We start from the raw sequence: 23928 nt of genomic DNA, 5'->3' as shown, positions 1-23928 counted from the left end.
TTCCATCGGTTGTAGAGGGTCTTAGGCGGGCCGTATTCTTTCGGCGCATCGCACCACCGCAACCCATTGCGATTGATCAAATTATGCCGCTCAGAACGCGACGATCGTCCACGCGGGGCTTGCCATGGCTCTTGGGAAAGAACGGCGCAAGGCGCGACATCTGCGCGTCACTCAGCCAGAAAAGATTGCTCATCAGTGGGGCCTCCTGTGCCCTCCTGAAGCACCGATCAAGGTCACAATCAATGGGTCCTGACCCTAAGGCTGCGGACCTCCCTAGGGTTGATGATCGCTGCCCATGCCTGCGGCCCCGATTGAAGCCAGCGCAACACAGCACGGCCCCCTCCAATGAAAGCAGTCAGGGTTGAGAGGATGGCTGCGTATGTCGCTACGGGATCGCTTGTAATCTTTTCCCACATCTAGCTGCTGTCTCCAGTTGGGGTGGGGCTATGGGGGAGGTGCTGTGGCCCAGAGGGGATAGATGCCCCCGCACAAAAATATGTCGGATTTTTTACGCAGTGAAAAACCTCTTTGACAATGGGTGGGATGTGGTAACGCTGCCGTGAAGAATTTGCTTAGAGGTTGATTATGAGGTGGTTCGCTATCGTGTTTGCATTTTTTCTGTCGGGTTGTGCATCGCAGATCATGCAGTCGTACCTTGGCAAGGACATCACCGAAGCAGCGATGGACTATGGTGTTCCTGATGCGACGATGGACCTGCCTGATGGTCGTAGGGCGTTTATGTGGCAAATGACGCAGAATATCGCCATGCCGCAAACTACAACCTACAACGCCACTGCGACAGGCAATTGGGTTAACGGCACTGCCACAACAAGCGGCGGGATTGCCTCCCAAACTTGTAACTACACACTTATCGGACAGCGCAACTCCAAGGGTAGCTATACAGTGGTCGACTTTCGGAAGCCGTCGATGATGTGCGAGTGAAATATGCCGCACTTGCGCAAGACAGCCGGAGGTGAGACACACAAGTGTAACACAACGCAACCCGCGCACGCAGCAGCGGACGCAATATCAACGGCTTGACTGCGTGGTGGGCAGTCCTTCACCGCCCACCATGTCCCCCCATGACCCCTTGTCACGGCGATCCCGAAGCCCTTGATCCGGCCGCCTTTCGGGGGATCGGAGGTCGGGCGACAATCTTTCCCCGCGCCGGAATTTTCCCCTTGCACCCTGCTGCGCACCCCCCTATAGACCCCGCACGCCACATCGAAAGACGCGGCGGACCTCCGGTGGGGCCATAGCTCAGTTGGTAGAGCGCTTGAATGGCATTCAAGAGGTCAGGGGTTCGACTCCCCTTGGCTCCACCAGTAAATTCATGACGATGCACCCATAAGAACCATCTCTGAGAACGCGGGAGGCGTAGCTGCGCCAGAGAGCATCGCCCCTTTCGGCCCCGTAGGCGGTGGCCTTTCACGTTCTCTCGGCAAAAAACCGTTTGCCTACTGGCGCATTGTCAGTCTACAAAAGCACACACTTCACGTTTGTTAGGCACACATCAGCAGCAACCGGCTAGGACGGAGGCTGACGAAGGTATTGAGAAGTTTAGAAAGATCTGCAGAGGGCGCTGGTTAGATTTGATCTAACTACGCCCTTCACCGGCACCAGATCGCCCCAGGCGGCCGGACCATGGCCCGAGGGCCGTTAACTTCTTTTCCGAATCCCCGGAACTGTGTAGGGTGAACCAGGCTGTTCGCTCCGGGACGGCCAGCCGATCTGTCTGTATCGGTATCACGGAAGGGAGGGTTGCATGATAATCAGAACAATGGCGGCGCTGTCCGCCTCGGTTGTCTGCCTGGCGGGGGCGGCCTCGGCGGCGACCGTCGTGAACAGCAGCTTCGAGGATGTATCGGGCCTGGCGGGCGGCGGTCTCAACCGGGGTTCGTTCGGTGTCTATGATACGATTCCCGGCTGGACCAAGGGTTCCGGTTCGGGAATCGAGTTGCAGGACAATGGCACGCTGACGACCCATGATGCGCAGGACGGCAACTGGTATGTCGAACTGGACAGCGACGACAATTCGTCGATGTATCAGGACATTACCTTCGCGGTGGCGGGCATCTATCGTCTCTCGTTCTACTATGCGCCGCGCACGACGACGCCGACGGACAACGGCATCGACTATTCGCTGGGTGGCCTGATCAGCGGTTCGATCGACGGAGTCTTTCCTGCGGGCTGGCAAGAGGTCGCCACCAACTTCAGCGTCAATGCCGGGGATGTGCTGCGGCTGACCTTTGCCGCCACCGGCATCAACAACAGCCTGGGGGGCTTTGTCGACAACGTGACGATCGCGCCGGTGCCGCTGCCCGCCTCGGCGCTGCTGTTGGGCGGCGCCATGGCCGGGATCGGTTTTGCGGGTCGTCGCCGCAGGAACCGGGCCTGACAGCAGGCTAAGTCCGGGGATCCCCGCCGGGTTGGACCGGGCGGGGATTTTCCTGCGGAAAGGCTGTGGTGCGGGCGGCGGGACTTGAACCCGCACGGGCTTGCGCCCCAGGGAGTTTAAGTCCCATGCGTCTACCATTCCGCCACGCCCGCGCCATCGTTTCGCTAGCGGGCGGGGGGCGGATTGGCAAGCGGTTCAGTCGGTGCGGCGCTAGAAGCTGCGGGTTGGGCGATCGAAGACCTTGCGGCCCATCAGGCTGCCGACCAGATCGACCATCAGCTTGGCCGTGCGGCCGCGTTCGTCCAGGAACGGGTTCAGCTCGACCAGGTCCAGCGAGGTCACCAGGCCGGATTCGTGCAGCAGTTCCATGACCAGATGCGCTTCCCGGAAGGTGGCGCCGCCAGGGACGGTGGTGCCGACGGCGGGGGCGATGGAGGGATCCAGGAAATCCACGTCCAGCGAGACATGCAGCATTCCGTTCGCCGCCCGGACCCGGTCCAGGAACGCGCGCAGAGGCGCGACGATACCCTGTTCGTCCAGCACTCGCATGTCGTTCACGGTGATGTCGATGGCCAGCAGCGCGGCATGTTCCGCCGGATCGACGCTGCGGATGCCGAACATGCAGATGTTCTGGCCCGGCACCGGATGGGGAAAGGGGGGGAAGGGATCGAATCCCGGCAGGCCAAGCGCATAGGCGATGGGTGTGCCGTGCAGGTTGCCCGAGGTGGTGGTCTCGACAGTATGGATGTCGCTGTGGGCGTCCAGCCAGATCACGAACAGCGGGCGGTCCTGCCGCTGCGCATGGATCGCGGCCCCTGCCACGGTGCCAAGCGCCAAAGCGTGATCGCCGCCCATGATGATCGGAAAACCGTCCTGCAAGGCCTGGGCTGTGGCGTCGCGCAGCGCCTCGGTCCAGGCGATCATCTGCGGCAGGTGGTGGACGGCGGGATTGGCGCAGGTCGCGTCAGGGGCGGGGCCGGGCTGCACGTCGCCGCGATCCTCGACCTGGTGGTTCAGGGCTGTCAGTGTCTGCGCCAGCCCGGCGACGCGATAGGCAGCAGGCCCCATCAGGCAGCCGGGCCGGCGCTGGCCTTCGTCGATGGGCGCGCCCAGAAGGATGCAATGCGTCATGTCGGGCCTTTCCGTGTTGGCCCCTTCATAAAAAACACCCGGTGCGGGAATGTCCACGCACCGGGTGTCATATCTTGCCGATAAGGCGCCGCCTAGAACGGGGCAGTCAGCCCCAGCCAGAGGCGACGGCCCTCCAGCACGGTGTTGAACTCGCTGGTGCGGATTTCCTCGTTCAGGACGTTGTAGACTGCGGCGTTCAGCGTCGCAGTATCGGTGACCTGATAATTCGCACCGATGTCGACAGTGGTATAGCCCGAATACTTGCGGCCTTCGACGCCGTTGATCGTGACAGGCGCGCCGTTGCTTCCGATCCGCAGGCCCGAGGCGATCTCGGATCCGTGGTAATTGGCCGAAAGCCAGGTGTCGAGGCCGGTCACGGGCGTCGTCCAGTCGAAGCGCAGGCTGGCCATGTGCTCGGGCGTGCGGGCCAGGGGGAAGCCGTCGAATTCGCCCGATTTCTGTTTGGACTTGGTATAGGTATAGCTGGCGCGGGCGTTCAGCGTCGGCGTGATCGACCAGTCGCCCGTCAGTTCAAGCCCGGTGATCTCGGCCTTGTCCACGTTGAAGTTCTGGAAGATCCGGTAATATTGCAGGCTGCCGTCCGCCGCGGTGTATTGCGGGCCATCCGTCCACAGGACAGGGGTGCCATCCGGGTTTTCCAGGATCTTCTGTTGCAGCTTGTCCTTGAACCGGGTGTGGAAGGCGGTCGCGCCGACCGTGAATGTGCTGCCCTCATAGACCGCGCCGATCTCGATATTGGTCGTCTTTTCGGGATCGAGATCGTCATTGCCCAGGATCACGCCACAAGAAGGCGGAGTATTGCGCGCGCAGTTGCCGCCGCCGGTCGTATAGGCATAGCCGGGGGTGATCGTGCGGATATCGGGTGCGCGATACCCGGTCGAGATGCCGCCCTTGATCGTCAGCGCGTCGGTTGCGTCCCAGACCCCATAGATACGCGGCGTGACATGGCCGCCGTAAAGCTCATGGTCGCTGTAGCGCATGCCCAGCGTCAGCGCGAAGTCGTCGCGCAGACGCCATTCGTCCTCGGCGAACAGCGCCCATTCGTCCAGGGTGAATTTCTCGTCATAGCGCGCGTCGGGAGGCAGGTCCGCCTGCGCGCCGGGGTTCTGGTCCTTGATGGTGGTCCGGATGAACTGGCCGCCATAGGTCAGCTTGTGCTGGCCATTCCATTCGAAGCCCTGATTGGCCTTGGCATCCAGGACCGAGTTGCGCACCTGCGGGGACCGGAGGTTCTGGACGAAGGCGCTGTCCAGCGCGGTCCGGTTGTAGCTTGTCCGTTCGCCGATTTCCTGAGCGAAGCTGACCTCGGTGTCGATGTCGCCAAAGCTGCCCTTGTGGGTCAGCGACCAGTGATCGCGGTCGTTGTCGCGATAGGACAGGTCGTCTGCGGCAAGGCTGGAGATCTGGGTGCGGCCCGCCTCCAGCAGCACCTGGTTGCTGTCGTCCACATGCCAGGTCAGGCGCGCGCCGGCATCGTAATCGTCCGAAGCGTCAGGGCCGTCCTCGATGGACGAGGCGTCCTGGTCGAACTTGCGGGCCCAGACCTGCAGGCCCAGCGTATCGGCGATCAGCGGACCCGACGCATAAACCGAGACCTGGCGGCTGTTTTCGAACCCGTCCTCGCCCTGAAGTGTCGTCTCGGCGCTGACCGAGCCTGACCAGACGTCCGCGACCGGCTTGGTGATGATGTTGATCACCCCGCCCATCGCATCCGAGCCATAAAGCGAGGACATCGGGCCGCGAACCACCTCGATGCGGTCGATGGCGGCGACCGGCGGGATAAAGCTCTGCTCGAAGCCCGAACTGCCGTTGGTCCGTGCATCGCGGGTGTTCTGGCGTTTTCCGTCGACCAGGATCAGCGTATACTGACCCGGCAAGCCGCGGATATAGATGTCCTGTTCATTGGCGACGCCGGTGGTCACGACGCCCTGCACCTCGCGCAGCGCATCCGTCAGGCTGGTGAAGCTGCCCTTTTGCAGTTCTTCCGCAGTGATGACCGAGATGCTGGCAGGGGCGTCTCGGACGGTCTGCTCGAAACCGCCCGCAGTGATGACGATCTCGTCCAGGACAGTCGCGCCGGTTTCCTGCGCCTGCACGAAAGCAGGGCTGCACAAGGCCGAGGCGGACAGCAGCAGGGTGGGAAGGCGGGTCGCCTTGGGGCGAAAGAAAGCGGATTTGGTCATGCGGAACCCAGGACTGAAGGTGATCAAGTTGCCTGGGTCTGCTGAACCGCATCCTGGGTGTTTAACTCGGATTAATCGCCGCTGCCTCTCTTCTCAAGTCGCACGGAACGGGCAACGCCGGCCCTGTGGCCTTGGGGGCACAGTGGGCTGCTCATGTACGCACGCCCTTGAAACGGTCCTCCCATTCGGCGCGCTGGTCGTCGCTGATCTTGGCGAACAGCACGTCCGGGACGACGAAGGCATGGCCGGGGGGCAGGGCGGTCAGCGCCGCCGCCACGTCGTCGGGCCAGGCGCGGTCGTCGGTCTGCATCGCGGCCAGCATCGCGTCGGCGGCAAAGGGGATGAAGGGCGCCGACAGCACCGCGTAAAGCCGGATCAGGTTCAGGCCCAGACGCACCTGCATCGCGGCCTTTTCGGGGTCGGTCTTGTGCGTGGACCAGGGCGCCGCCGATTGCAGGTATTCGTTGCCCAGCACCCAGATGGCGCGCAGCTCGGCGGCGGACTTGCGGATTTCGGTCGCGGCCATCAGGGCCTCATAGGTGCGGATCCGCGCGGTCAGGGCCTCGATCAGCGCGATTTCCTCGGGGCCGTAATCGCCGCCCTGGGGCACGGTCTCGCCGAATTTGGAACGGCAGAACTTGGTGATCCGACTGACGAAATTGCCCAGCACATCGGCCAGATCCTTGTTCACCGACTGCTGGAAATTGTCCCAGGTGAATTCGCTGTCCCCCGATTCCGGGGCGTGGGACAGCAGCCACCACCGCCAATAATCGGCGGGCAGGATTTCAAGCGCATGGTCCATGAACACGCCGCGCCCTTGGCTGGTGCTGAACTGCCCGCCGTCATAGGTCAGATAGTTGAAGGACTTGATGTAGTCGACCATCCGCCACGGCTCGCCCGAGCCGATCAGCGTGGCCGGGAAGGACAGGGTGTGGAAGGGCACGTTGTCCTTGCCCATGAACTGGGTATAGGTCACGTCCTCGGCCCCTTCGTCGCGGCGCCACCAGCGGCGCCAGGCGCTGTCGGGCTGGCCATGGGCATCGGCCCATTCGGCGGTCGCGGCGATGTATTCGATGGGGGCGTCGAACCAGACATAGAAGACCTTGCCCTCCATCCCCGGCCAGGGCTGGTCGCCGCGCTTCACGGGCACGCCCCAATGCAGGTCGCGGGTGATGCCGCGGTCCTGCAAGCCCTCGCCGTCGTCCAGCCATTTGCGCGCGATGGACGTGGTTAGGATCGGCCAGTCGGTCTTGCTGTCGATCCAGTCGCTGATTTGGCCTTTCAACGCCGACTGACGCAGATACAGATGCTTGGTTTCCCGCACCTCCAGGTTGGTGCTGCCGGAAATCGCGCTGCGCGGGTTGATCAGGTCGGTCGGGTCAAGCTGCTTGGTGCAGTTCTCGCACTGGTCGCCGCGCGCCTTGTCATAGCCGCAATTGGGGCAGGTGCCCTCGATATAGCGGTCGGGCAGGAAGCGCCCGTCGTCGACGGAATAGACCTGCTTCTCGCTGACCTCGGCGATATAGCCGTTATCGGCCAGCTTGCCCGCGAAATGCTGGGTCAGCACCCTGTTGCGGTCGCTGGAGGAGCGGCCGTAATGGTCGAAGGACAGGCCGAAGCCCGCCGCCAGCGCCGATTGTTCCGCGTGCATCCGCGCGCAGTAATCCGCGACCGCCTCGCCCGTCTTCGCCGCGGCAAGCTCGGCCGGGGTGCCGTGTTCGTCGGTGGCGCAGATGAACATGACCTCGTGCCCCCGCGCGCGCAGGTATCGCGCATAAAGGTCGGCGGGAAGCTGGGATCCGACGAGGTTCCCCAGATGCTTGATGCCGTTGATATAGGGCAGGGCAGAGGTGATGAGATGGCGGGCCATGGGTCGCGTCCTTTATACTGACGCCGATGTAGATCCGTTGACCGCCGATTGAAAGCAGGTCCGTCGGGCACGGCCCGGTCTAGCGGGTCGCGACGCATTCCTGGCGCGACCCGTCCCACATCGCGTCGGACAACGTGGCCGTGCCGCCCTTCGTCCACCATTCATACTGGCCCGATACATAACGCGCACCCGAGCCAGAGATCACGTTGACGAAGATGCGCTGTTGGCCGTCGATCGGCAGGATGGCCAGCATGTTGGGTCCGGCATTCAGGTATTGCACATCGAACGCCGTGCCTTTGCCGCATTGGAAGCCGACAATCTGCAAGGTGGCCCCATCCAGCGGCAGGGCGACGCTGGTTTGGGTCGCCTGGGTGGCAGGGGCGGCAAGAAGGAGTGCCGAAAGGATACTGGCGGCGGTGCGGATCATGGGAGCCTCGACTTGGATGGGTGTCCAAGTGTAAGGGTCCGGCCGAACCCAGGCAATATCCGACCCGGATCCGGGCTTGGCAGCCTTGTCCCCCAAGAGCGCGCTGATTTTGGAAGGGTTTATTCCTCATAGCTACGACTGACATGAAATAGCCTAAGGATTTCACGCTATGAAACGACTTTTCAATCTGAAATTGAATAATGCTGATTTCTAATCCTTTGAATTGTAAAAAAATCGAGGCCTCTCAAAACCGTTTATTCTCGTGACGAATATGTTATTGTGATTCCAAGTCTCGGATGACTCCAGAGGCGATGTTCATTTGGAGGTATTGAATGTTTGCGACAACACATGCTAAGCAGGTCGCCTTGGCCGCCGCTCTTGTCTGGGCCGGTGCCTCGGCATCCCAAGCCACGACCTATACCGTTTTCGACGATGTCGCGGGGGGACGCGCGGATTTCGACGCGACCGCGACCGCGGCCGGGGGAACGGTGAAAGTCGATACCTGGACGAGCCTGTCCAGCGGCACATTGATTGACCGGGGCGACTATACGATCACGCGCAACAACGGCGGGTTCCTGTCCAGCACCACCTATGGTGATCTGTCGGGCAAAGTGACGGATATCAGCCCTGCCCGCAATAACGGAGGCTCTGACGTCGGTGTTCGTACGAATCCGTTGGACTACTTCAAATCCGGCGTGACGCTTACCTTCGACACGGCCATCAACGCGATCGGCTTCGAAGTGGGCGATTGGGCGACCTGCTGCTTCGATCCGGTTACGGAATTGTTCATTTCCTTCGACGGAGGCACCCCGCAGACCGTCGCCTCCGCTTCCACTGCAGCAGACGGACTGTTCCCATCGCAAAAAACGAGCAGCAGATCCGTCAACGAGATTTTCGTCGGCGCCTTCGACGATACCGGCTCCTTCAAGTCGATCTCGTTCTGGGGCAACGGCCTTGGCGAATACCTCGTGTTCGGGGGCGAGGTCCGCTATGCCCTTATCGACGAGGGCGGGCTGCCGCCGGTTGCTCCTGTGCCGCTGCCGGCATCGGCCCTGCTTCTGGCCGGAGGCGCCGGTGCCTTGGCACTGGTCCGGCGTCGTCGCAAGGCAGCCTGAAACCGCCCCTTATCTTCGCGACAGGCGCCATCGCTGGCGCCTGTTTCTTTTTTGCAGAGGGCTTTGTCGCCACTAGCGACGCCGGTCGCGGCGCGAGCTCATCGGCTGGAACGCCACGCTGACATGGGCCTCGCAATAGGGTTTGCCTGCCTGGCTGGGCAAGCCGCAGAACCAGAACTTGTCGGTCGCCGGATCGCCGATCGGCCATTTGCAGGTGCGCTCGGTCAGTTCCATCAGGGTCAGCTTGCGGGCGCGCTTTTCCACCTCGCGGACCGAGGCCAGGGTCTCCGGGCTGATCTCGTTGGCCGAGGGCTGCGGCGGCAGCGGCTGGCCCGCAGGCACGATGGGGCGGCGCGGGACGGGCGTGAAGACGGGCGGGGACACGGGTTCTTCCTCGGCAGGCTCCTCGCGCGCGGGGGCGGCGGCAGGTTCGGGCTGCGGCTCGGGGCGGGGGGCCTGGGCCGCGGGGGCGGGCTTGCGATCCGCCTTCCTTTCGGCGACGGGTTCGGGGGCGGCGGGCGCGGGCGCCGGTTCGGCTTCCTCGTTGCGGTTCGACAGGCCCAGGCGGTGAACCTTGCCGATCACGGCGTTGCGGGTCACCCCGCCCAGTTCCTTGGCGATGGCGCTTGCCGACTGGCCTTCGGACCACATCCGCTTCAGCGTCTCGACGCGTTCATCCGTCCAGGACATGACTGCCTTTCCGGGCGCGCCCCTGCGCCGCCCCATCTTGAAACCTGCGATTGCCCCCGTCAGAAACGGGATGCCGAGATTTAGCCGCCTAGCGCCAGAAATTCAAGGACCGCCGGATGCCGCCCCTGATTCCCATCGACCCGTCCGCCCCCGCCCTTCCGGCCATGGGCGTGCGCCGTTTCGGCCGCGTGAACTGGCTGGGCCTGCAAACCCTGGCCGTTCGAGAGGTGATGCGCTTCATGGCTGTCTGGCAGCAGACGGTCTTCGCGCCGCTGATGACGGCGGCGCTGTTCGTGCTGATCTTCGCGCTGGCGATGGGGCAGGGGCGCGGGCAGGTGATGGGCCTGCCCTACCTGGTCTTCCTGGGTCCGGGGATCCTGATGATGACAGTGATCCAGAACGCCTTCGCCAACACCTCCAGCTCGATCACCTCGGCCAAGGTGCAGGGCAATATCGTCGATACGCTGATGCCGCCCCTGTCGGCGGGCGAGCTGCTGGCGGGTTATCTGGCGGGGTCGGTGGCGCGCGCGGGGCTGGTGGCCCTGGTCATCGGCACCGGCATGGTGATCGTCACGGGCCGAGGCATCGTCCATCCGCTGTGGGCGCTGGCTTTCGTGCTGATGGCCGCGCTGCTGCTGGGCGGGCTGGGGATCCTGGCGGGGATCCTGGCGCAGAAGTTCGACCAGATGGCGGCGATCAGCAACTTCGTCATCACGCCGCTGTCCTTCCTGTCGGGCACCTTCTATTCGGTCCAGGCCCTGCCGGAACCCTTCCGCACCCTGTCGCACTGGAACCCGGTCTTCTACCTGATCGACGGGGCGCGCTTCGGCGTCACCGGGGTCAGCGACGCCCCGGTCTGGCGGGGGCTGCTGGTCTGCGTCGCCGCCGTGGCCGTCGTGCTGTGGCTGGCCTGGCGCTGGCTGAAAAGCGGCTATCGGATGAAAGCGTGATTGCGCGGGGGCCGAATCGGCGCTATGGCCGAAACCATGATCGTTCGGACCGCCATCATCGCCCGTCCCCGACGTTGACGTTTCGTCACCGTCCGATCTTGCCTGCCTTCACATCCAGTCCTGCCAATCGGGGAGTCCCCTATGATTTCGCACGTCCTGCCGACCTATAATCGCGCACCCATCGCCTTCGAAAAGGGCGAGGGGGCCTGGGCCATCGCCACGGACGGCACGCGATACCTGGATTTGGGGTCGGGAATCGCGGTCAACGTGCTGGGCCATGCCAATCCCGATCTGGTCGCAGCGCTGACCGAACAGGCGGGGAAAATCTGGCATGTCTCGAACCTGTACCAGATCCCGCAGCAGGAACGGCTGGCCGACCTGCTGGTGGAACACACCTTCGCCGACACCACCTTCATCACCAATTCCGGCACCGAGGCCGCCGAACTGGCGATCAAGATGGTCCGCAAGTACTGGTCCGACCGGGGCGAGGATCGCATCGAGATCCTGACCTTCGAAGGCGCGTTCCACGGCCGCTCGACCGGCGCCATCGCGGCCTCGGGGTCGGAAAAGATGACCAAGGGCTTCGGCCCGCTGATGCCGGGTTTCCGTACGCTGCCCTGGGGGGATTTGGACGCGCTGAAGGCCGCCATCAGCGACAGGACGGCGGCGGTCATGCTGGAACCCGTGCAGGGCGAGGGCGGCATCCGCCCGCTGCCCGACGCCGACCTGCGCGAAATCCGCGCGCTCTGCGACCAATCCGGCGCGCTCTTGGTCCTGGACGAGGTGCAATGCGGCATGGGCCGGACGGGCAGGCTGTTCGCGCATGAATATGCAGGCATCGCCCCCGACATCATGATGGTCGCCAAGGGCATCGGCGGCGGCTTCCCCCTGGGCGCGGTGCTGGCGACCGAGAAAGCCGCCGCCGGGATGGTCGCGGGCACGCATGGCTCGACCTATGGCGGCAACCCGCTGGCCTGTGCCGTGGGCGCGCGGGTGATGGAGATCGTCGCCACCGACGCTTTCCTGGCCGAGGTGAACCGCAAGGCCGCCCTGTTCCGGCAAAAGCTGGAAGGTCTGGTCGCCGCTCATCCGACCGTGTTCGAAGCCGTGCGCGGCCAGGGCCTGATGCTGGGCCTGAAATGCAAGCTGGCGCCCGCCGATCTGGTCAAGGCGGGCTATGCCCAGCATCTGCTGACCGTGCCCGCCGCCGACAACACCCTGCGCCTGCTGCCGCCGCTGAACATCACCGACGACGAGATCGCCGAGGCGGTGGCGCGCCTCGACCGCGCGGCGGCCAGCCTTGACTGACGTTGCGTCCAGACACGGCATCGGCGGCGGGATCCATCCCTGCCGCCTGATGACACGCCGACGATAGCTGCATCTTCTGTGCCCAAATATCCCGGGGGAACGCGCGGCACGCGCGTGGGGGCAGCGCCCCCCCTTGACCCCGGCCAGCCAAGCGGGCTTCCTTGCCCAAATCGCGAAAGCCACAAAGATGAAGCATTTTCTGGACATCCATACCACCGACAAGGCGGAACTGCGGTCGATCATCGACCAGGCGCGCAGCATGAAGACCGCCCGCAACGACCGCCCCAAGGGCGCGCCCGACGACGATCAGCCGCTGGCGGGCCGGATGGTCGCGCTGATCTTCGAAAAGCCGTCCACCCGCACCCGCGTCAGCTTCGACGTTGGCGTGCGTCAGATGGGCGGGCAGACCATGGTCCTGTCGGGCAAGGAAATGCAGCTGGGCCATGGCGAGACCATCGCCGATACCGCCCGCGTCCTGTCGCGCTATGTCGACCTGATCATGATCCGCACCTTCGAGGAGGCGACTCTGCTGGAGATGGCGGAATACGCCACCGTTCCGGTCATCAACGGGCTGACGAACCGCACCCATCCCTGCCAGATCATGGCCGACGTGATGACCTTCGAGGAACATCGCGGTCCCATTGCGGGCAAGAAGGTGGTCTGGATCGGCGACGGCAACAATGTCTGCGCCAGCGTGATCCACGGCGCGGGCCAGTTCGGCTATGACTTCACCTTCAGCGGCCCGCCCACGCTTGACCCCGAACCCCAGGCGCTGGAGTTCGCCCGCGCCCAGGGCGTCTGCGCGGAAATCGTGCGCGACCCCGCGAAGGCCGTCGAAGGCGCGGATCTGGTCATCGCCGATACCTGGGTGTCCATGCACGATCCGCAATCCGCCAAGGAACGCCGCCACAACCAGCTGCGCGGCTATCAGGTGAACGAGGCGCTGATGGCCCAGGCCCGGCCGGAATCGCTGTTCATGCACTGCCTGCCCGCCCATCGCGAGGACGAGGTGACAAGCGCCGTCATGGACGGCCCGCATTCGGTGATCTGGGACGAGGCCGAGAATCGCCTGCACGCCCAGAAGGCCGTGATGCGGTGGTGCCTGGGCGTCTGACGCCACCGGGGGCCGGGTCAGGAAACCTTCACGGTTCTGACACATGGCTGTCGCATCGCGCCCCTACTCGCTGTCCGACCGGCCAAGCGGCCCAAACGACCAGCCAGGAGAGCGCGATGCGTGACCAGCAAACCCGAAACATCTTCCGCACCAGCAAGCTGGAAGAGGCCGACGGCCCCGGCCTGAACCCCACCCAGAACCGCACCATGGGCGAGATCATCGCCGCCCGCTTTTCGCGCCGCGGCTTCCTGAAAGGCTCGATGGCGGTGACGGCGATCTCGGCCACGGTCAGCCCCATCGCGCTGCTGTCGGCGACGGACGCCCAGGCTCAGGGCCGCGTCGAAGGCTCGGCCTTCGACTTCCCCGAGGTGACGGCGGGCGTCGATGCGGACCACCACGTGGCCCAGGGCTATGACGCCGACGTGCTGCTGCGCTGGGGCGACAAGGTCTTCGCCGACGCGCCCGACTTCGATCCGACGAACCAGTCCGAGGCCGCGCAGGAACGCCAGTTCGGATACAACAACGACTTCGTGGGCTTCATCCCGCTGGACGGCGCGGACGATCGGGGCCTGCTGGTCGTGAACCACGAATACACCAACGAACACCTGATGTTTCCCGGCATCGTCACCATCAAGGATGGCGAGATCGAGGTGGCCGAGGCGGACGAGAGCCGCGTCAATATCGAGATGGCGGCCCATGGCGGCACCGTCATCGAGATCCGCAAGGTCGACGGCAAGTGGCAGCCGGTGCTGGACGGCGCGCTGAACCGCCGCATTACCGCCAAGACCGAAATGGAACTGTCCGGCCCGGCGGCGGGCCATGCGCGTCTGCAAACCGTGGCCGATCCTTCGGGCCGCAAGGTCTTCGGCACCATCAACAACTGCGCGGGCGGCGTGACCCCCTGGGGCACCTACATCATGGCCGAGGAGAATATCCACGGCTATTTCCTGGGCGAACTGCTCGAAGGCCACCCCGAGGCTGCCAATTACGAACGCTTGGGCATCCCCGAGGCGACCTATGCCTGGGGCAAGTATCACGAGCGTTTCGACGTGTCGAAAGACCCCAATGAGCCCAACCGCTTCGGCTGGATCGTCGAGGTGGACGTGATGGACCCGGCCTCGACACCCAAGAAGCGCACCGCGCTTGGCCGCTTCAAGCACGAGGGCGCGGAAAGCGTCGTCGCCAAGGACGGCCGGGTGGTCTTCTACCTGGGCGACGACGAACGCTTCGACTATGTCTACAAGTTCGTGACTGCGGGCAAATACAACTCTGAGGACCGCGCCGCGAACATGGACCTGCTGGACGAGGGCACGCTGTATGTCGCGCGCTTCCATGACGACGGCCGCACGGAATGGTTGCCGCTGGTCCAGGGCGAAGGCCCGCTGACCGCCGAGAACGGCTTCGAAAGCCAAGCCGATGTCCTGATCGAGATCCGCCGCGCCGCCGATCTGCTGGAAGCGACGCCGATGGACCGCCCCGAAGACATCCAGCCGAACCCGGTCACCGGCCGCGCCTATGTGATGCTGACCAACAACACCAAGCGCGAGGAAGCCAACGCCGCCAACCCGCGAACCGAAAACGCCTTCGGCCATATCATCGAGATCATCGAACAGGACGGCGACTTCACCGCGACCAGCGGCACCTGGGAAATCCTGGTGAAATGCGGCGATCCGTCCATTGCCGAGGTGGGCGCGACCTTCTCGACCGAAACGACGGTGAACGGCTGGTTCGGGATGCCCGACAACGCCGCCGTGGACAGCGACGGGCGGCTGTGGGTTTCGACCGACGGCAACTCGATGTCGGACACGGGTCGGACGGACGGGCTGTGGGCGGTCGATACCGAAGGGACGGCGCGCGGCACTTCGCGCCTGTTCTATCGCGTCCCGGTGGGGGCCGAGATGTGCGGCCCCTGCATCACCGGGGACATGACCACCTTCTTCGTGGCCGTCCAGCATCCGGGCGATGGCGGCGACGATTGGGAAGGCCACGGCCGCCCGTCCTATTACGAGGATCTGTCGACCCGCTGGCCGGATTTCGACGACGCGATGCCGGTTCGCCCGGCGGTCGTGGCGATCACAAAGCAGGGCGGCGGCCGTATCGGCTGAGATCGCCTTCATCAAAAGGAAAGGCCGCGCAGATCGCGCGGCCTTTTTCGTTCGCTGCCGTCCGGTTCAGCCGATGGCCGCCGCGCGAACCTCATCGTCGATGCCGTCCAGATATTGCGCGAAGTTGTCGCTGAACATCTGCACCAGCTTCGCGGCCTGGGCGTCATAGGCGGCGGGATCGGCCCAGGTCTGGCGCGGATCCAGCAGCTTGTCCTCGACCCCCCGCACCGACACCGGAACCTCGAAGCCGAAATTCGGATCCTTGCGGAACTGCACGCCGTTCAGGCTGCCGTCCAGCGCCGCCGCCAGCAGGGCGCGGGTCGCGGCGATGGGCATCCGCTTGCCGGTGCCGAAGGCCCCGCCGGTCCAGCCGGTATTGACCAGCCAGCACGACGCCCCATGCTGGGCGATCTTTTCCTGCAACAGCTTGCCATAGACCTCGGGGCGGCGCGGCATGAAGGGCGCGCCGAAGCAGGTCGAGAAGGTCGGGATCGGCTCGGTCACGCCGACCTCGGTGCCCGGCGTTTTCGAGGTGAAGCCCGACAGGAAGTGATACATCGCCTGCGCCGGGGTCAGCCGTGCAATGGGGGGCAGCACGCCATAGGCGTCGCAGGTCAGCATGATCACGTTCTTCGGATGCCCGCCCAGGCTGGTGGGGGACGCATTGCTGATCGCTTCCAGCGGATAGGCGCAGCGCATGTTGTCGGTGATCGAGTTGTCCTCGAAATCCAGTTCCAGCGTGTCGGGATCGGCGACCATGTTTTCGATCACCGTGCCGAAGCGCGAGCAGGTGGCATAGATTTCCGGCTCGGCCTTGGGCGACAGGTTGATGGTCTTGGCGTAGCAGCCGCCCTCGAAGTTGAAGATCCCCTTGTCGGACCAGCCGTGTTCGTCGTCGCCGATCAGGATGCGCGAGGGATCGGCCGACAGCGTGGTCTTGCCGGTGCCCGACAGGCCGAAGAAGACGGCGCTGTCATCGGGATTGCCGATGGCGTGGTTCGCGGAACAGTGCATCGGCATGATGCCCTTGGCGGGCAGCAGATAGTTCAGCAGCGTGAAGACCGACTTCTTGTTCTCGCCCGCATAGGCGGTGTTGCCGATCAGGATCAGCTTACGCGCGAAGTTCAGGGCGATCACGGTTTCCGACCGGCAGCCGTGGCGTTCCGGGTCGGCCTTAAAGCCGGGGCAGTTGATGATGGTGAAATCGGGCACGAAGCTGGCCAGTTCCTGCGCCTCGGGGCGGCGCAGCAGGTGGCGGATGAAAAGGCCGTGCCAAGCCAGTTCGGTCACGACGCGCACGTCCAGGCGGTTGTCGGCATCCGCGCCGCCGAACAGATCCTGCACGAAATAGTCGCGGCCCTTCATATGCGCCAGCATGTCGGCATACAGGCGGTCGAACGCCTCGGGCGCCATCGGCTTGTTGTTTTCCCACCAGATCGTGTGTTCGACCTCGGGGGTGCGGACCACGAACTTGTCCTTGGGCGAACGGCCGGTATGCGCGCCGGTAGAGACCAGGAAGGTGCCGCCCAGACCCAGCGTGCCTTCGCCGCGCGCGACGGCCTCGGTCATCAGGGCGGGCTCCAGCAGGTTGTAATAAACCCGGCCGAGGCCCTCGATCCCCTGGTCCTCAAGCTTGCAATTCGGGTTTACGCGGGTGGCCATGATCTCGACGCTCCTCAGTCAGATGGGCTTGCGACACTTTCGTGAAGCAGTATGGGGCGCCTATAACACGGGCCGAAGGGCAAAAAAGAAGTTGGCGCGAACAGTTAGCGGAAACAGGAAATGTTATCGCCAACAGGCTGCCGGGTGCGCCTTTCTCAACCCGATGTTAGCGGAATCTGGGGATGATCGGACCAAGAGGTGATTCGAAAGTGCAACTTCACGCAACCACCATTTCCATGAACGGCGCCGGCTTGGTGATCCTGGGACCGTCGGGCGCGGGCAAGTCGACCCTGGCCCTGGAACTGATGGCGGTGGGGGCGATGCTGGTGGCGGACGACCGCACCGACCTGCGCCGCGACGGGCCGGACATTATCGCCAGCTGCCCGCCCGTGCTGTCGGGCAGGATCGAGGCGCGGGGCATCGGCATCCTGCGCGCCGACCCCGCCGGTCCGGTCAGGGTCGCGCAGGTCGTCGATCTGGACGCGGCGGCTGGGGATCGGCTGCCACAGTCGCGCAGCTATGATGTGCTGGGGGTGGGCTTGCCTCTTGTCACCGGGCCTTATCGTCCGCATCTTCATGCTGCGCTGCGGCAGCTGTTGCTGGGCGGGCGCGTTGCATGACGGACGGACCGCATCCCCTTCGGACAGGAAAGATGGTCGCCTTGGACGATGACCCTATCAAGACCCATGACCCCGCTGCCGCCCTGGACGGGGCGCAGCGGCTGGTGCTGGTCACGGGTCCGTCCGGCGCGGGCCGGTCCACCGCGATCAACGTGCTGGAGGATTTGGGGTTCGAGGCGATCGACAACCTGCCCCTGTCGCTGATCCCGCGCCTGCTGGACGGGCCAAGCCGCCCCGAGCCGCTGGCGCTTGGCCTGGACGTGCGCAACCGGGATTTCTCGGCCAGCAACGTGATCGAACTGATCGACAAGCTGACCCGCGATCCCCGTTATGCCCCCCAAGTGCTGTTCCTGGACTGCGCCCCCGAGGTGTTGGAGCGGCGCTATAACGAGACCCGCCGCCGCCATCCCCTGTCGCCTGACAGTGCGCCCTCGGCGGGGGTGACGGCCGAGATCGACCTGTTGCAGCCGATCCGGGTGCGGGCCGATGTGCTGGTGGATACCTCGGATCTGTCGCCCCACGACCTGAAGGCCGAACTGACCCGGTGGTTCGACATCCGTCGCGACCGCAGGCTCAGCGTGTCGCTGCATTCCTTCAGCTACAAGCGCGGGGTGCCGCGCGGCATCGACATGATGTTCGACTGCCGCTTCCTGACCAACCCGCATTGGGAACCGGCGCTGCGTCCGCTGACCGGGCGCGATCCCCAGGTCCAGACCTATGTCGAGGGCGATTCGCGGTTCGAGGAATTCATCAGCCGCGTGTGCGAGATGATCTTGTTTCTACTTCCGGCCTATGTCGAGGAGGGGAAGTCCCATCTGGCGGTCGGATTCGGGTGTACGGGCGGGCAACATCGTTCCGTCACTTTGGCTGAAAAGGTAGCCCCCGTGCTTGCGAAGGCGGGCTGGCCGGTGTCAATAAGGCACAGGGAACTTGAACGTCGCATCCCGGCGCCGTCTTCCCTGGGGGATGCCGCGGGCGTGCCCCAGGAAACGGCCCGGCTGCGCGCTGTTGAACGTGGTGGAACGCGTTGATTGGAATCGTGATCGTGGCGCATGGCGGCCTTGCCAAGGAATATCTTCTGGCCGTCGAACATGTGGTGGGTCCGCAAAGCGGCATCGCCGCCGTCGCGATCGAGGACGATCACGACCGCGCGGCCAAGACGGCGGAAATTCAGGCGGCGGCCAATGCCGTGGACGACGGCAATGGCGTGGTGGTGGTGACGGATCTGTTCGGCGGATCGCCCTCGAACCTGTCGCTGCCTGCCTGCGCGGTGCGCGACCGCACCATCCTCTATGGCGCCAACCTGCCGATGCTGGTCAAGCTGGCCAAATCGCGCCACCTGCCGGTGCCCGACGCCGTGGCCTTCGCCAAGGAGGCGGGGCGGAAATACATCAACTCGTACAATGTCCCGGTCGAGGCGGCGTTCGACACCGGATCCCGCTTCTGATGACCGGCCCGATCACGCGCCGCCTGGCGATCATCAACGAAAAGGGCCTTCACGCCCGCGCCAGCGCCAAGTTCGTGGATCTGGTCGAACGGTTCGACGCCCAGGCCCAGGTGGAAAAGGACGGCATGACCGTGTCGGGCGATTCGATCATGGGTCTGCTGATGCTGACCGCGCCGCGCGGCAGCCAGATCACGGTGACGACCAGCGGTCCCGATGCGGTGGCCCTGGCCGATGCGCTTGAATCCCTGGTGTCGGATTATTTCGGCGAAGGCATGTAGGTGCCCGACCGCAAGACCTATCACCACGGCAACCTGCGCCAGGCGCTTGTCGAGGCGACCGCCGCGCTGATCCAGGAAACCGGCCCCCTGGCCTTCACCCTGTCCGAGGCCGCGCGCCGCGCGGGCGTATCGCCCGCCGCCCCCTATCGCCATTTCAAGGGCCGCGACGACCTGCTGGAGGAGGTGGCGCGGCAGGGTTTCCTGGATTTTGCGGACCGGCTGGAACGGGCCTTCGACGGTGGCCAGCCCCGGCCCTTGGCGGCCTTCATGCGAATGGGGCAGGCCTATCTGGATTTCGCCGCCGAACAGCCGGGCCATTACATGGCGATGTTCGAATCCGGCCTGTCCATCGCCGGGAACGCGGATCTGTCGGCCGCGTCGGAACGGGCCCAACGGGCGCTGATTGACGCGGCCGAGATCATGGCCCGCCGCCTTCCCGCCGACCGCCGGCCGCCCGCGCGCATGGTCGCCAACCACATCTGGGCGCTGAGCCATGGCGTGGTCGAACTGTTCTCGCGCGGCAAGCCCGGCGGGCGCAGCCCTGTCAGCCCATCCGAGATGCTGGAAAGCGGCGCTCTCATCTATCTGCGCGGGCTGGGCCTGATCGGCGAATAATTTTCAAAACCCGGTCTTGATCCCGTCCGACCGTTCCCCATCTATGTAAATGTGATTAACATTAACATGGGAGGTTCCCCGCAGATGCACAGCGCATCTTTTCGAATGCCCGCCTATCCCGCCACGTCGCGCGTCTCTGGGCTGCTGATCCGCGCCCGCGATTGGCTGGACGAACGCGGCAAGCCCGCCTGGATCATCGCCATGATCCTTGGCTTCGTGTTCTTCTGGCCGCTCGGCCTTGCCCTTCTGGCCTATATGATCTGGAGCAAACGCATGTTTGGTTGCAGCGCCCGCACCCGCGCCCGCTATTACGCCCCGTCCACCGGCAACAGCGCCTTCGACGCCTATCGCGAGGAAACGCTGAAGCGGCTGGAGGACGAGCACCGCGAATTCGTGGACTTCCTGCAAAAGCTGCGCGAGGCCAAGGACAAGGCGGAATTCGACCAGTTCATGCAGAACCGCGGCGACAAGGCCGAAGCCTGACGCGCACGAAAAAGGGCCGGGATGACCGGCCCTTTCCTATTCCCCGCGCGGGAACCGCTGGTTTTCCTCCAGCACGTTCAGGTCCATGTGGTTGCGCATGTAGCGTTCCGACGCCTGCTGCAACGGCTGGTAGTCCCAGGGGTAGTAAGCCCCGTTGCGCAGTGCCTCATAGACGATCCAGCGGCGGGCCTGGGACTGGCGCACCTCGTCGTCATAGGCGTCCAGATCCCAGCGTTCCATCGCCAGGACGCGCAGATGCGCCAGCGGCACCGCGTGGCCGGGATCGCCGGCCACGTTGTCGCGTTCGCCCGGATCGGTTTCCAGGTCGAACAGCATTTCCGGGTCGGCACGGCAGGCGACGTATTTCCAGCGCCCGTCGCGGATCGCCACCATCGGCGCCACGCTGCCCTCGGCCGCGTATTCCATCGGCACCGGGCCGCGTTCCGCGCCCCGCGCCAGCGACCGGCCATCCGTCCAGGGCGCGATCTCGTCCATCGGCAGCCCCGCCAGGTCGCAGAGCGTCGGCAGCACGTCGATGGTGCTGACCGGCCGGTCGACGCGGCCCGGCGCCATATCCGGCGCCGCGATCATCAGCGGCACGCGGCTTGATGCTTCGAAGAAGTTCATCTTGAACCACAGGCCCCGTTCGCCCAGCATCTCGCCATGGTCGGACAGGAACAGGACGATGGCGTCCTGCCGGGTGCGGTCCAGCACATCCAGGATCTCGCCGATCTTCTCGTCCACATAGGTGATGTTGGCGAAATAGCCCTGCCGCGCGCGGCGGACATGATCCGGCGTGATGTCGAAGGACCGCCAGTCGCAGGCATCCATCAGGCGGCGCGAATGGGGATCCATCTTGTCATAGGGGATGGCCTCGGGCGGCTCCAATTCAGGGGCGCCCTCATACAGATCCCAATACTTGCGCCGTGCGACGAAAGGGTCGTGCGGGTGGGTGAAGCTGACGGTCAGGCACCAGGGCCGGTCGTCCTTGCCGCGCGACAGGTCATAGAGCTTGCGGCAGGCGTGATAGGCAACCTCGTCGTCATATTCGTACTGGTTGGTGATTTCCGCCACGCCCGCGCCGGTGACGGAACCCAGGTTGTGATACCACCAGTCGATCCGCTCGCCCGGCTTGCGGTAATCGGGGGTCCAGCCGAAATCGGCGGGATAGATGTCGGTTGTCAGCCGCTCCTCGAAGCCGTGCAACTGGTCGGGGCCGACGAAATGCATCTTGCCCGACAGGCAGGTCTGGTAGCCCGCACGGCGCAGGTGATGGGCATAGGTGGGAATGTCGGACGCGAATTCCGCCGCGTTGTCATAGACGCGGGTGCGGCGCGGCAACTGCCCCGACATGAAGCTGGCCCGCGCGGGGGCGCAAAGCGGGCTGCCGGTATAGGTGTTGGCGAAACGCGTGGACCGTTCGGCCAGGCGGCGAAGGTTCGGCGCGTGCAGGAACGGGGCGGGGCCGTCGGGGAACAGAATCCCCGACAGCTGGTCGACCATCAGGATCAGGATATTCGGCTTCAACGTGTCACCCGGCAACGGCGGCCTTGACCGCATCGGCGCCCGGCCGGCCGTCCAGTGTGGTCACGCCGTCCAGCCATGTGTCGATGGCGTCGGGATTCCGGGCCAGCCATTCCTTTGCGGCGTCCTTGGCATCCGCGCCGTCGTCCAGGATCTTGCCCATCAGCACGTTTTCCATCGGCACGTCGAAGACTAGTTGGCTGAACAGCCTGGCCGCGTTGGGGCAGGCCGCGACCCATTCCTTGCGCGCCAGGGTATGGACGGTCGCGCCGCCGAAATCGGGACCGAACTGCTTGTCGCCGCCCGACAGATAGGTGATGTCGATCGCCTCATTCATGGGATGGGGCGCCCAGGCCAGGAACACCACCGGGCTGTCGCCGCTGCGGCTGACCTGGGCCAGCATCGCCTGTTCGCCGGATTCGACCAGTTCCCAGTCGCCCAAGCCGAATTCATCGGCCTCGATCATCGCCTGGATCGACTGGTTCGCGGGCGCGCCCGGTTCGATCCCATAGATCTTGCCGCCGAAAGCATCCTTCTGCGCGTCCAGATCGGCAAAATCCGTGACGCCCGCATCCGCGCCCGCCTTGTTGACGGCCAGCGTGAACTTGGCGCCTTCCAGGTTCTGCGCCAGCACGTCGATGGTCCCCGCCGCGTCCAGATCGTCGCGGAACTTCTGCTGCGCGGGCATCCAGTTGCCCAGGAACAGATCGGTCTGGCCGTTCTTCAGCGCCTCGTAGCCCACCGGCACCGAGAGGGTGGCGATGTCTGGGGTATAGCCCAGCGATTCCAGCAGGACCGCCGCCACGCCATTGGTCGCGGTGATGTCGGTCCAGCCCGGATCGGAATAGCGCACGGTGCCGCAGGTCGCCGCATCATCCGCCAAGGCGGGCAGGGCTGTCGCCGCCAGCATGGCGGCCATCATGGTCAGGGCCTTCATCGTCAACTCCTGTGGTTCTTGCTTGTCGGAACAGTCAGGGACGGATTCCCGCCGCTGTCGCGCCTGAATGCGACATCCGCCCGCGTTCAGCGTGTCGGAACCGGCGTCTGGCCGCGATAGTCATAGAAGCCGCGCCCGGTCTTGCGGCCCAGCCAGCCGGCCTCGACATATTTGGTCAGCAGAGGACAGGGGCGGTATTTGGTATCCGCCAGCCCGTCATGCAGGACGTTCATGATCGCAAGGCAGGTGTCCAGCCCGATGAAATCGGCCAGTTCCAGCGGGCCCATCGGGTGATTGGCGCCCAGCTTCATGGATTCGTCGATGGATTTGACGTTCCCCACGCCTTCATACAGCGTATAGACCGCCTCGTTGATCATCGGCATCAGGATGCGGTTGACGATGAAGGCCGGGAAATCCTCGGCGCTGGCGGCGGTTTTGCCCAGGCGTTCCACGACCTCGTGGAGCGTCTTGTAGGTGGCCTCGTCCGTGGCGATGCCGCGGATCAGTTCGACCAGCTGCATGACCGGGACCGGGTTCATGAAGTGGAAGCCCATGAACTTTTCAGGCCGGTCGGTGCGGCTGGCCAGCCGCGTGATCGAGATCGACGAGGTGTTCGAGGTCAGGATCGTGTCGGGTTTCAGATGCGGGACCAGATCCTCGAAGATCGCCTGCTTCACGGTTTCGCGCTCGGTCGCGGCCTCGATCACCAGGTCGGTCTGGCCCAGATCCGCCAGGTTGAGCGTCGTCCTAATGCGGCCCATCGCGGCCTTCCTGTCATCGGCAGCGATCTTGCCGCGGCCGACCTGGCGTTCCAGGTTGCGGTCGATCAGGGCCAGGGCCTTGTCCATCGCCTCCTGGCTGATGTCGGTCATCAGAACGTCGTATCCGGCCAGGGCAAAGACATGAGCGATGCCGTTTCCCATCTGCCCCGCGCCGATAATTCCAACCGTCTGAACCGCCATGGCCGCCTCTCATCTCCGTTGGCCGGGACGATAGGGCGGGCGGTGCGATGCTGCAATGCAAAACCGCCCCCCGGGGGACGGTTGAAGG

22 protein-coding genes, 2 tRNA genes and 1 pseudogene are annotated in these 23928 nt (G+C 64.5%); 14 read left to right on the top strand and 11 right to left on the bottom strand.

Translation table 11 applies throughout. The features are described 5' to 3' along the window. Window positions 1-193: pseudogene (locus tag ACTJI6_RS19060) on the bottom strand (transposase); the annotation flags it as partial. Window positions 194-585: 392 nt separating this feature from the next. Here ACTJI6_RS19060 and ACTJI6_RS19055 point away from each other — a divergent pair. From ACTJI6_RS19055 to ACTJI6_RS19045, 3 genes are all read left to right on the top strand, one after another. After that, complete coding sequence (locus ACTJI6_RS19055) at window positions 586-942, top strand: hypothetical protein (protein ID WP_440802926.1); 357 nt, start codon at window positions 586-588, stop codon at window positions 940-942. Window positions 943-1249: 307 nt separating this feature from the next. After that, window positions 1250-1325, top strand: a tRNA-Ala gene (locus ACTJI6_RS19050). A 440-nt stretch (window positions 1326-1765) separates the two neighbouring features. Beyond that, the gene (locus ACTJI6_RS19045) at window positions 1766-2398 is read left to right on the top strand and encodes a VPLPA-CTERM sorting domain-containing protein (RefSeq protein ID WP_440802924.1); all 633 of its coding nucleotides are present in this window, start codon (window positions 1766-1768) and stop codon (window positions 2396-2398) included. Between the two features lie 66 nt (window positions 2399-2464). Here ACTJI6_RS19045 and ACTJI6_RS19040 read toward each other — a convergent pair. The 5 genes from ACTJI6_RS19040 to ACTJI6_RS19020 form a co-directional block, all read right to left on the bottom strand. Continuing rightward, window positions 2465-2550: transfer RNA gene (locus ACTJI6_RS19040), tRNA-Leu, on the bottom strand. A gap of 58 nt (window positions 2551-2608) precedes the next feature. After that, window positions 2609-3529: an arginase gene (gene rocF / locus ACTJI6_RS19035; RefSeq protein ID WP_440802922.1), complete on the bottom strand. Its 921-nt coding sequence runs from the start codon at window positions 3527-3529 to the stop codon at window positions 2609-2611. A gap of 92 nt (window positions 3530-3621) precedes the next feature. Continuing rightward, complete coding sequence (locus ACTJI6_RS19030; protein ID WP_440802920.1) at window positions 3622-5733, bottom strand: TonB-dependent receptor domain-containing protein; 2112 nt, start codon at window positions 5731-5733, stop codon at window positions 3622-3624. Between the two features lie 151 nt (window positions 5734-5884). Then, window positions 5885-7603, bottom strand: coding sequence for a methionine--tRNA ligase (metG, locus tag ACTJI6_RS19025; protein ID WP_440802919.1), 1719 nt, complete (start codon window positions 7601-7603; stop codon window positions 5885-5887). Between the two features lie 79 nt (window positions 7604-7682). Continuing rightward, window positions 7683-8030 carry an MliC family protein gene (locus tag ACTJI6_RS19020; protein ID WP_126156195.1) on the bottom strand — a complete coding sequence of 116 codons (348 nt, stop codon included), beginning with the start codon at window positions 8028-8030 and terminating at the stop codon, window positions 7683-7685. Between the two features lie 332 nt (window positions 8031-8362). On the opposite strand from ACTJI6_RS19020, the gene ACTJI6_RS19015 reads away from it, so the two are divergent. Further along, a complete protein-coding gene (locus ACTJI6_RS19015; protein WP_440802917.1) occupies window positions 8363-9145 on the top strand; it encodes a VPLPA-CTERM sorting domain-containing protein in 783 nt (260 codons plus the stop codon). A 72-nt stretch (window positions 9146-9217) separates the two neighbouring features. On the opposite strand, the gene ACTJI6_RS19010 is transcribed toward ACTJI6_RS19015, so the two are convergent. Beyond that, a complete protein-coding gene (locus tag ACTJI6_RS19010; RefSeq protein WP_440802916.1) occupies window positions 9218-9835 on the bottom strand; it encodes a GcrA family cell cycle regulator in 618 nt (205 codons plus the stop codon). A gap of 116 nt (window positions 9836-9951) precedes the next feature. On the opposite strand from ACTJI6_RS19010, the gene ACTJI6_RS19005 reads away from it, so the two are divergent. From ACTJI6_RS19005 to ACTJI6_RS18990, 4 genes are all read left to right on the top strand, one after another. Beyond that, entirely contained in the window at window positions 9952-10785 is an 834-nt protein-coding gene (locus ACTJI6_RS19005; RefSeq protein ID WP_440802914.1) for an ABC transporter permease, read from the top strand. Window positions 10786-10926: 141 nt separating this feature from the next. Then, complete coding sequence (locus ACTJI6_RS19000; RefSeq protein WP_440802912.1) at window positions 10927-12093, top strand: aspartate aminotransferase family protein; 1167 nt, start codon at window positions 10927-10929, stop codon at window positions 12091-12093. 187 nt (window positions 12094-12280) lie between these two features. Then, a complete protein-coding gene (argF, locus tag ACTJI6_RS18995) occupies window positions 12281-13207 on the top strand; it encodes an ornithine carbamoyltransferase (protein WP_440802910.1) in 927 nt (308 codons plus the stop codon). A 116-nt stretch (window positions 13208-13323) separates the two neighbouring features. Then, on the top strand, window positions 13324-15312 hold the full coding sequence (locus ACTJI6_RS18990) for a PhoX family protein (RefSeq protein ID WP_440802908.1): 1989 nt from the start codon (window positions 13324-13326) through the stop codon (window positions 15310-15312). A 66-nt stretch (window positions 15313-15378) separates the two neighbouring features. On the opposite strand, the gene ACTJI6_RS18985 is transcribed toward ACTJI6_RS18990, so the two are convergent. Further along, complete coding sequence (locus ACTJI6_RS18985; RefSeq protein ID WP_440802906.1) at window positions 15379-16974, bottom strand: phosphoenolpyruvate carboxykinase; 1596 nt, start codon at window positions 16972-16974, stop codon at window positions 15379-15381. A gap of 209 nt (window positions 16975-17183) precedes the next feature. Here ACTJI6_RS18985 and ACTJI6_RS18980 point away from each other — a divergent pair, with 209 nt between their 5' ends. The 6 genes from ACTJI6_RS18980 to ACTJI6_RS18955 all read left to right on the top strand — a co-directional run bounded on the left by ACTJI6_RS18980 (window position 17184) and on the right by ACTJI6_RS18955 (window position 20417). Next, complete coding sequence (locus tag ACTJI6_RS18980; protein WP_440802904.1) at window positions 17184-17594, top strand: HPr kinase/phosphorylase; 411 nt, start codon at window positions 17184-17186, stop codon at window positions 17592-17594. Window positions 17595-17635: 41 nt separating this feature from the next. After that, window positions 17636-18625 carry an RNase adapter RapZ gene (gene rapZ, locus ACTJI6_RS18975; RefSeq protein WP_440802902.1) on the top strand — a complete coding sequence of 330 codons (990 nt, stop codon included), beginning with the start codon at window positions 17636-17638 and terminating at the stop codon, window positions 18623-18625. Next, window positions 18622-19041 carry a PTS sugar transporter subunit IIA gene (locus ACTJI6_RS18970; protein ID WP_126156183.1) on the top strand — a complete coding sequence of 140 codons (420 nt, stop codon included), beginning with the start codon at window positions 18622-18624 and terminating at the stop codon, window positions 19039-19041. Before rapZ ends, ACTJI6_RS18970 begins: the two co-directional genes overlap by 4 nt. Then, the gene (locus ACTJI6_RS18965) at window positions 19041-19319 is read left to right on the top strand and encodes an HPr family phosphocarrier protein (protein WP_126156182.1); all 279 of its coding nucleotides are present in this window, start codon (window positions 19041-19043) and stop codon (window positions 19317-19319) included. Before ACTJI6_RS18970 ends, ACTJI6_RS18965 begins: the two co-directional genes overlap by 1 nt. Next, on the top strand, window positions 19320-19934 hold the full coding sequence (locus tag ACTJI6_RS18960) for a TetR/AcrR family transcriptional regulator (RefSeq protein ID WP_126156181.1): 615 nt from the start codon (window positions 19320-19322) through the stop codon (window positions 19932-19934). Window positions 19935-20039: 105 nt separating this feature from the next. Further along, a complete protein-coding gene (locus ACTJI6_RS18955) occupies window positions 20040-20417 on the top strand; it encodes a DUF2852 domain-containing protein (RefSeq protein ID WP_440802899.1) in 378 nt (125 codons plus the stop codon). Between the two features lie 36 nt (window positions 20418-20453). Here ACTJI6_RS18955 and betC read toward each other — a convergent pair whose 3' ends face one another. From betC to ACTJI6_RS18940, 3 genes are all read right to left on the bottom strand, one after another. Continuing rightward, entirely contained in the window at window positions 20454-21977 is a 1524-nt protein-coding gene (gene betC, locus ACTJI6_RS18950; protein WP_440802896.1) for a choline-sulfatase, read from the bottom strand. Next, the gene (choX, locus tag ACTJI6_RS18945) at window positions 21949-22878 is read right to left on the bottom strand and encodes a choline ABC transporter substrate-binding protein (RefSeq protein ID WP_440802895.1); all 930 of its coding nucleotides are present in this window, start codon (window positions 22876-22878) and stop codon (window positions 21949-21951) included. The genes betC and choX overlap by 29 nt, the downstream gene beginning before the upstream one ends. Window positions 22879-22964: 86 nt before the next feature. Beyond that, on the bottom strand, window positions 22965-23840 hold the full coding sequence (locus ACTJI6_RS18940; protein ID WP_126156178.1) for a 3-hydroxybutyryl-CoA dehydrogenase: 876 nt from the start codon (window positions 23838-23840) through the stop codon (window positions 22965-22967). Window positions 23841-23928: the final 88 nt, after the last annotated feature.

It is taken from the genome of Paracoccus sp. 22332 (assembly GCF_052045125.1).
In the GTDB taxonomy this organism is placed as follows: domain Bacteria; phylum Pseudomonadota; class Alphaproteobacteria; order Rhodobacterales; family Rhodobacteraceae; genus Paracoccus; species Paracoccus haematequi_A.
Note: the sequence above shows the minus strand (reverse complement) of the source record. Positions and strands in the feature narration are given on the sequence as shown.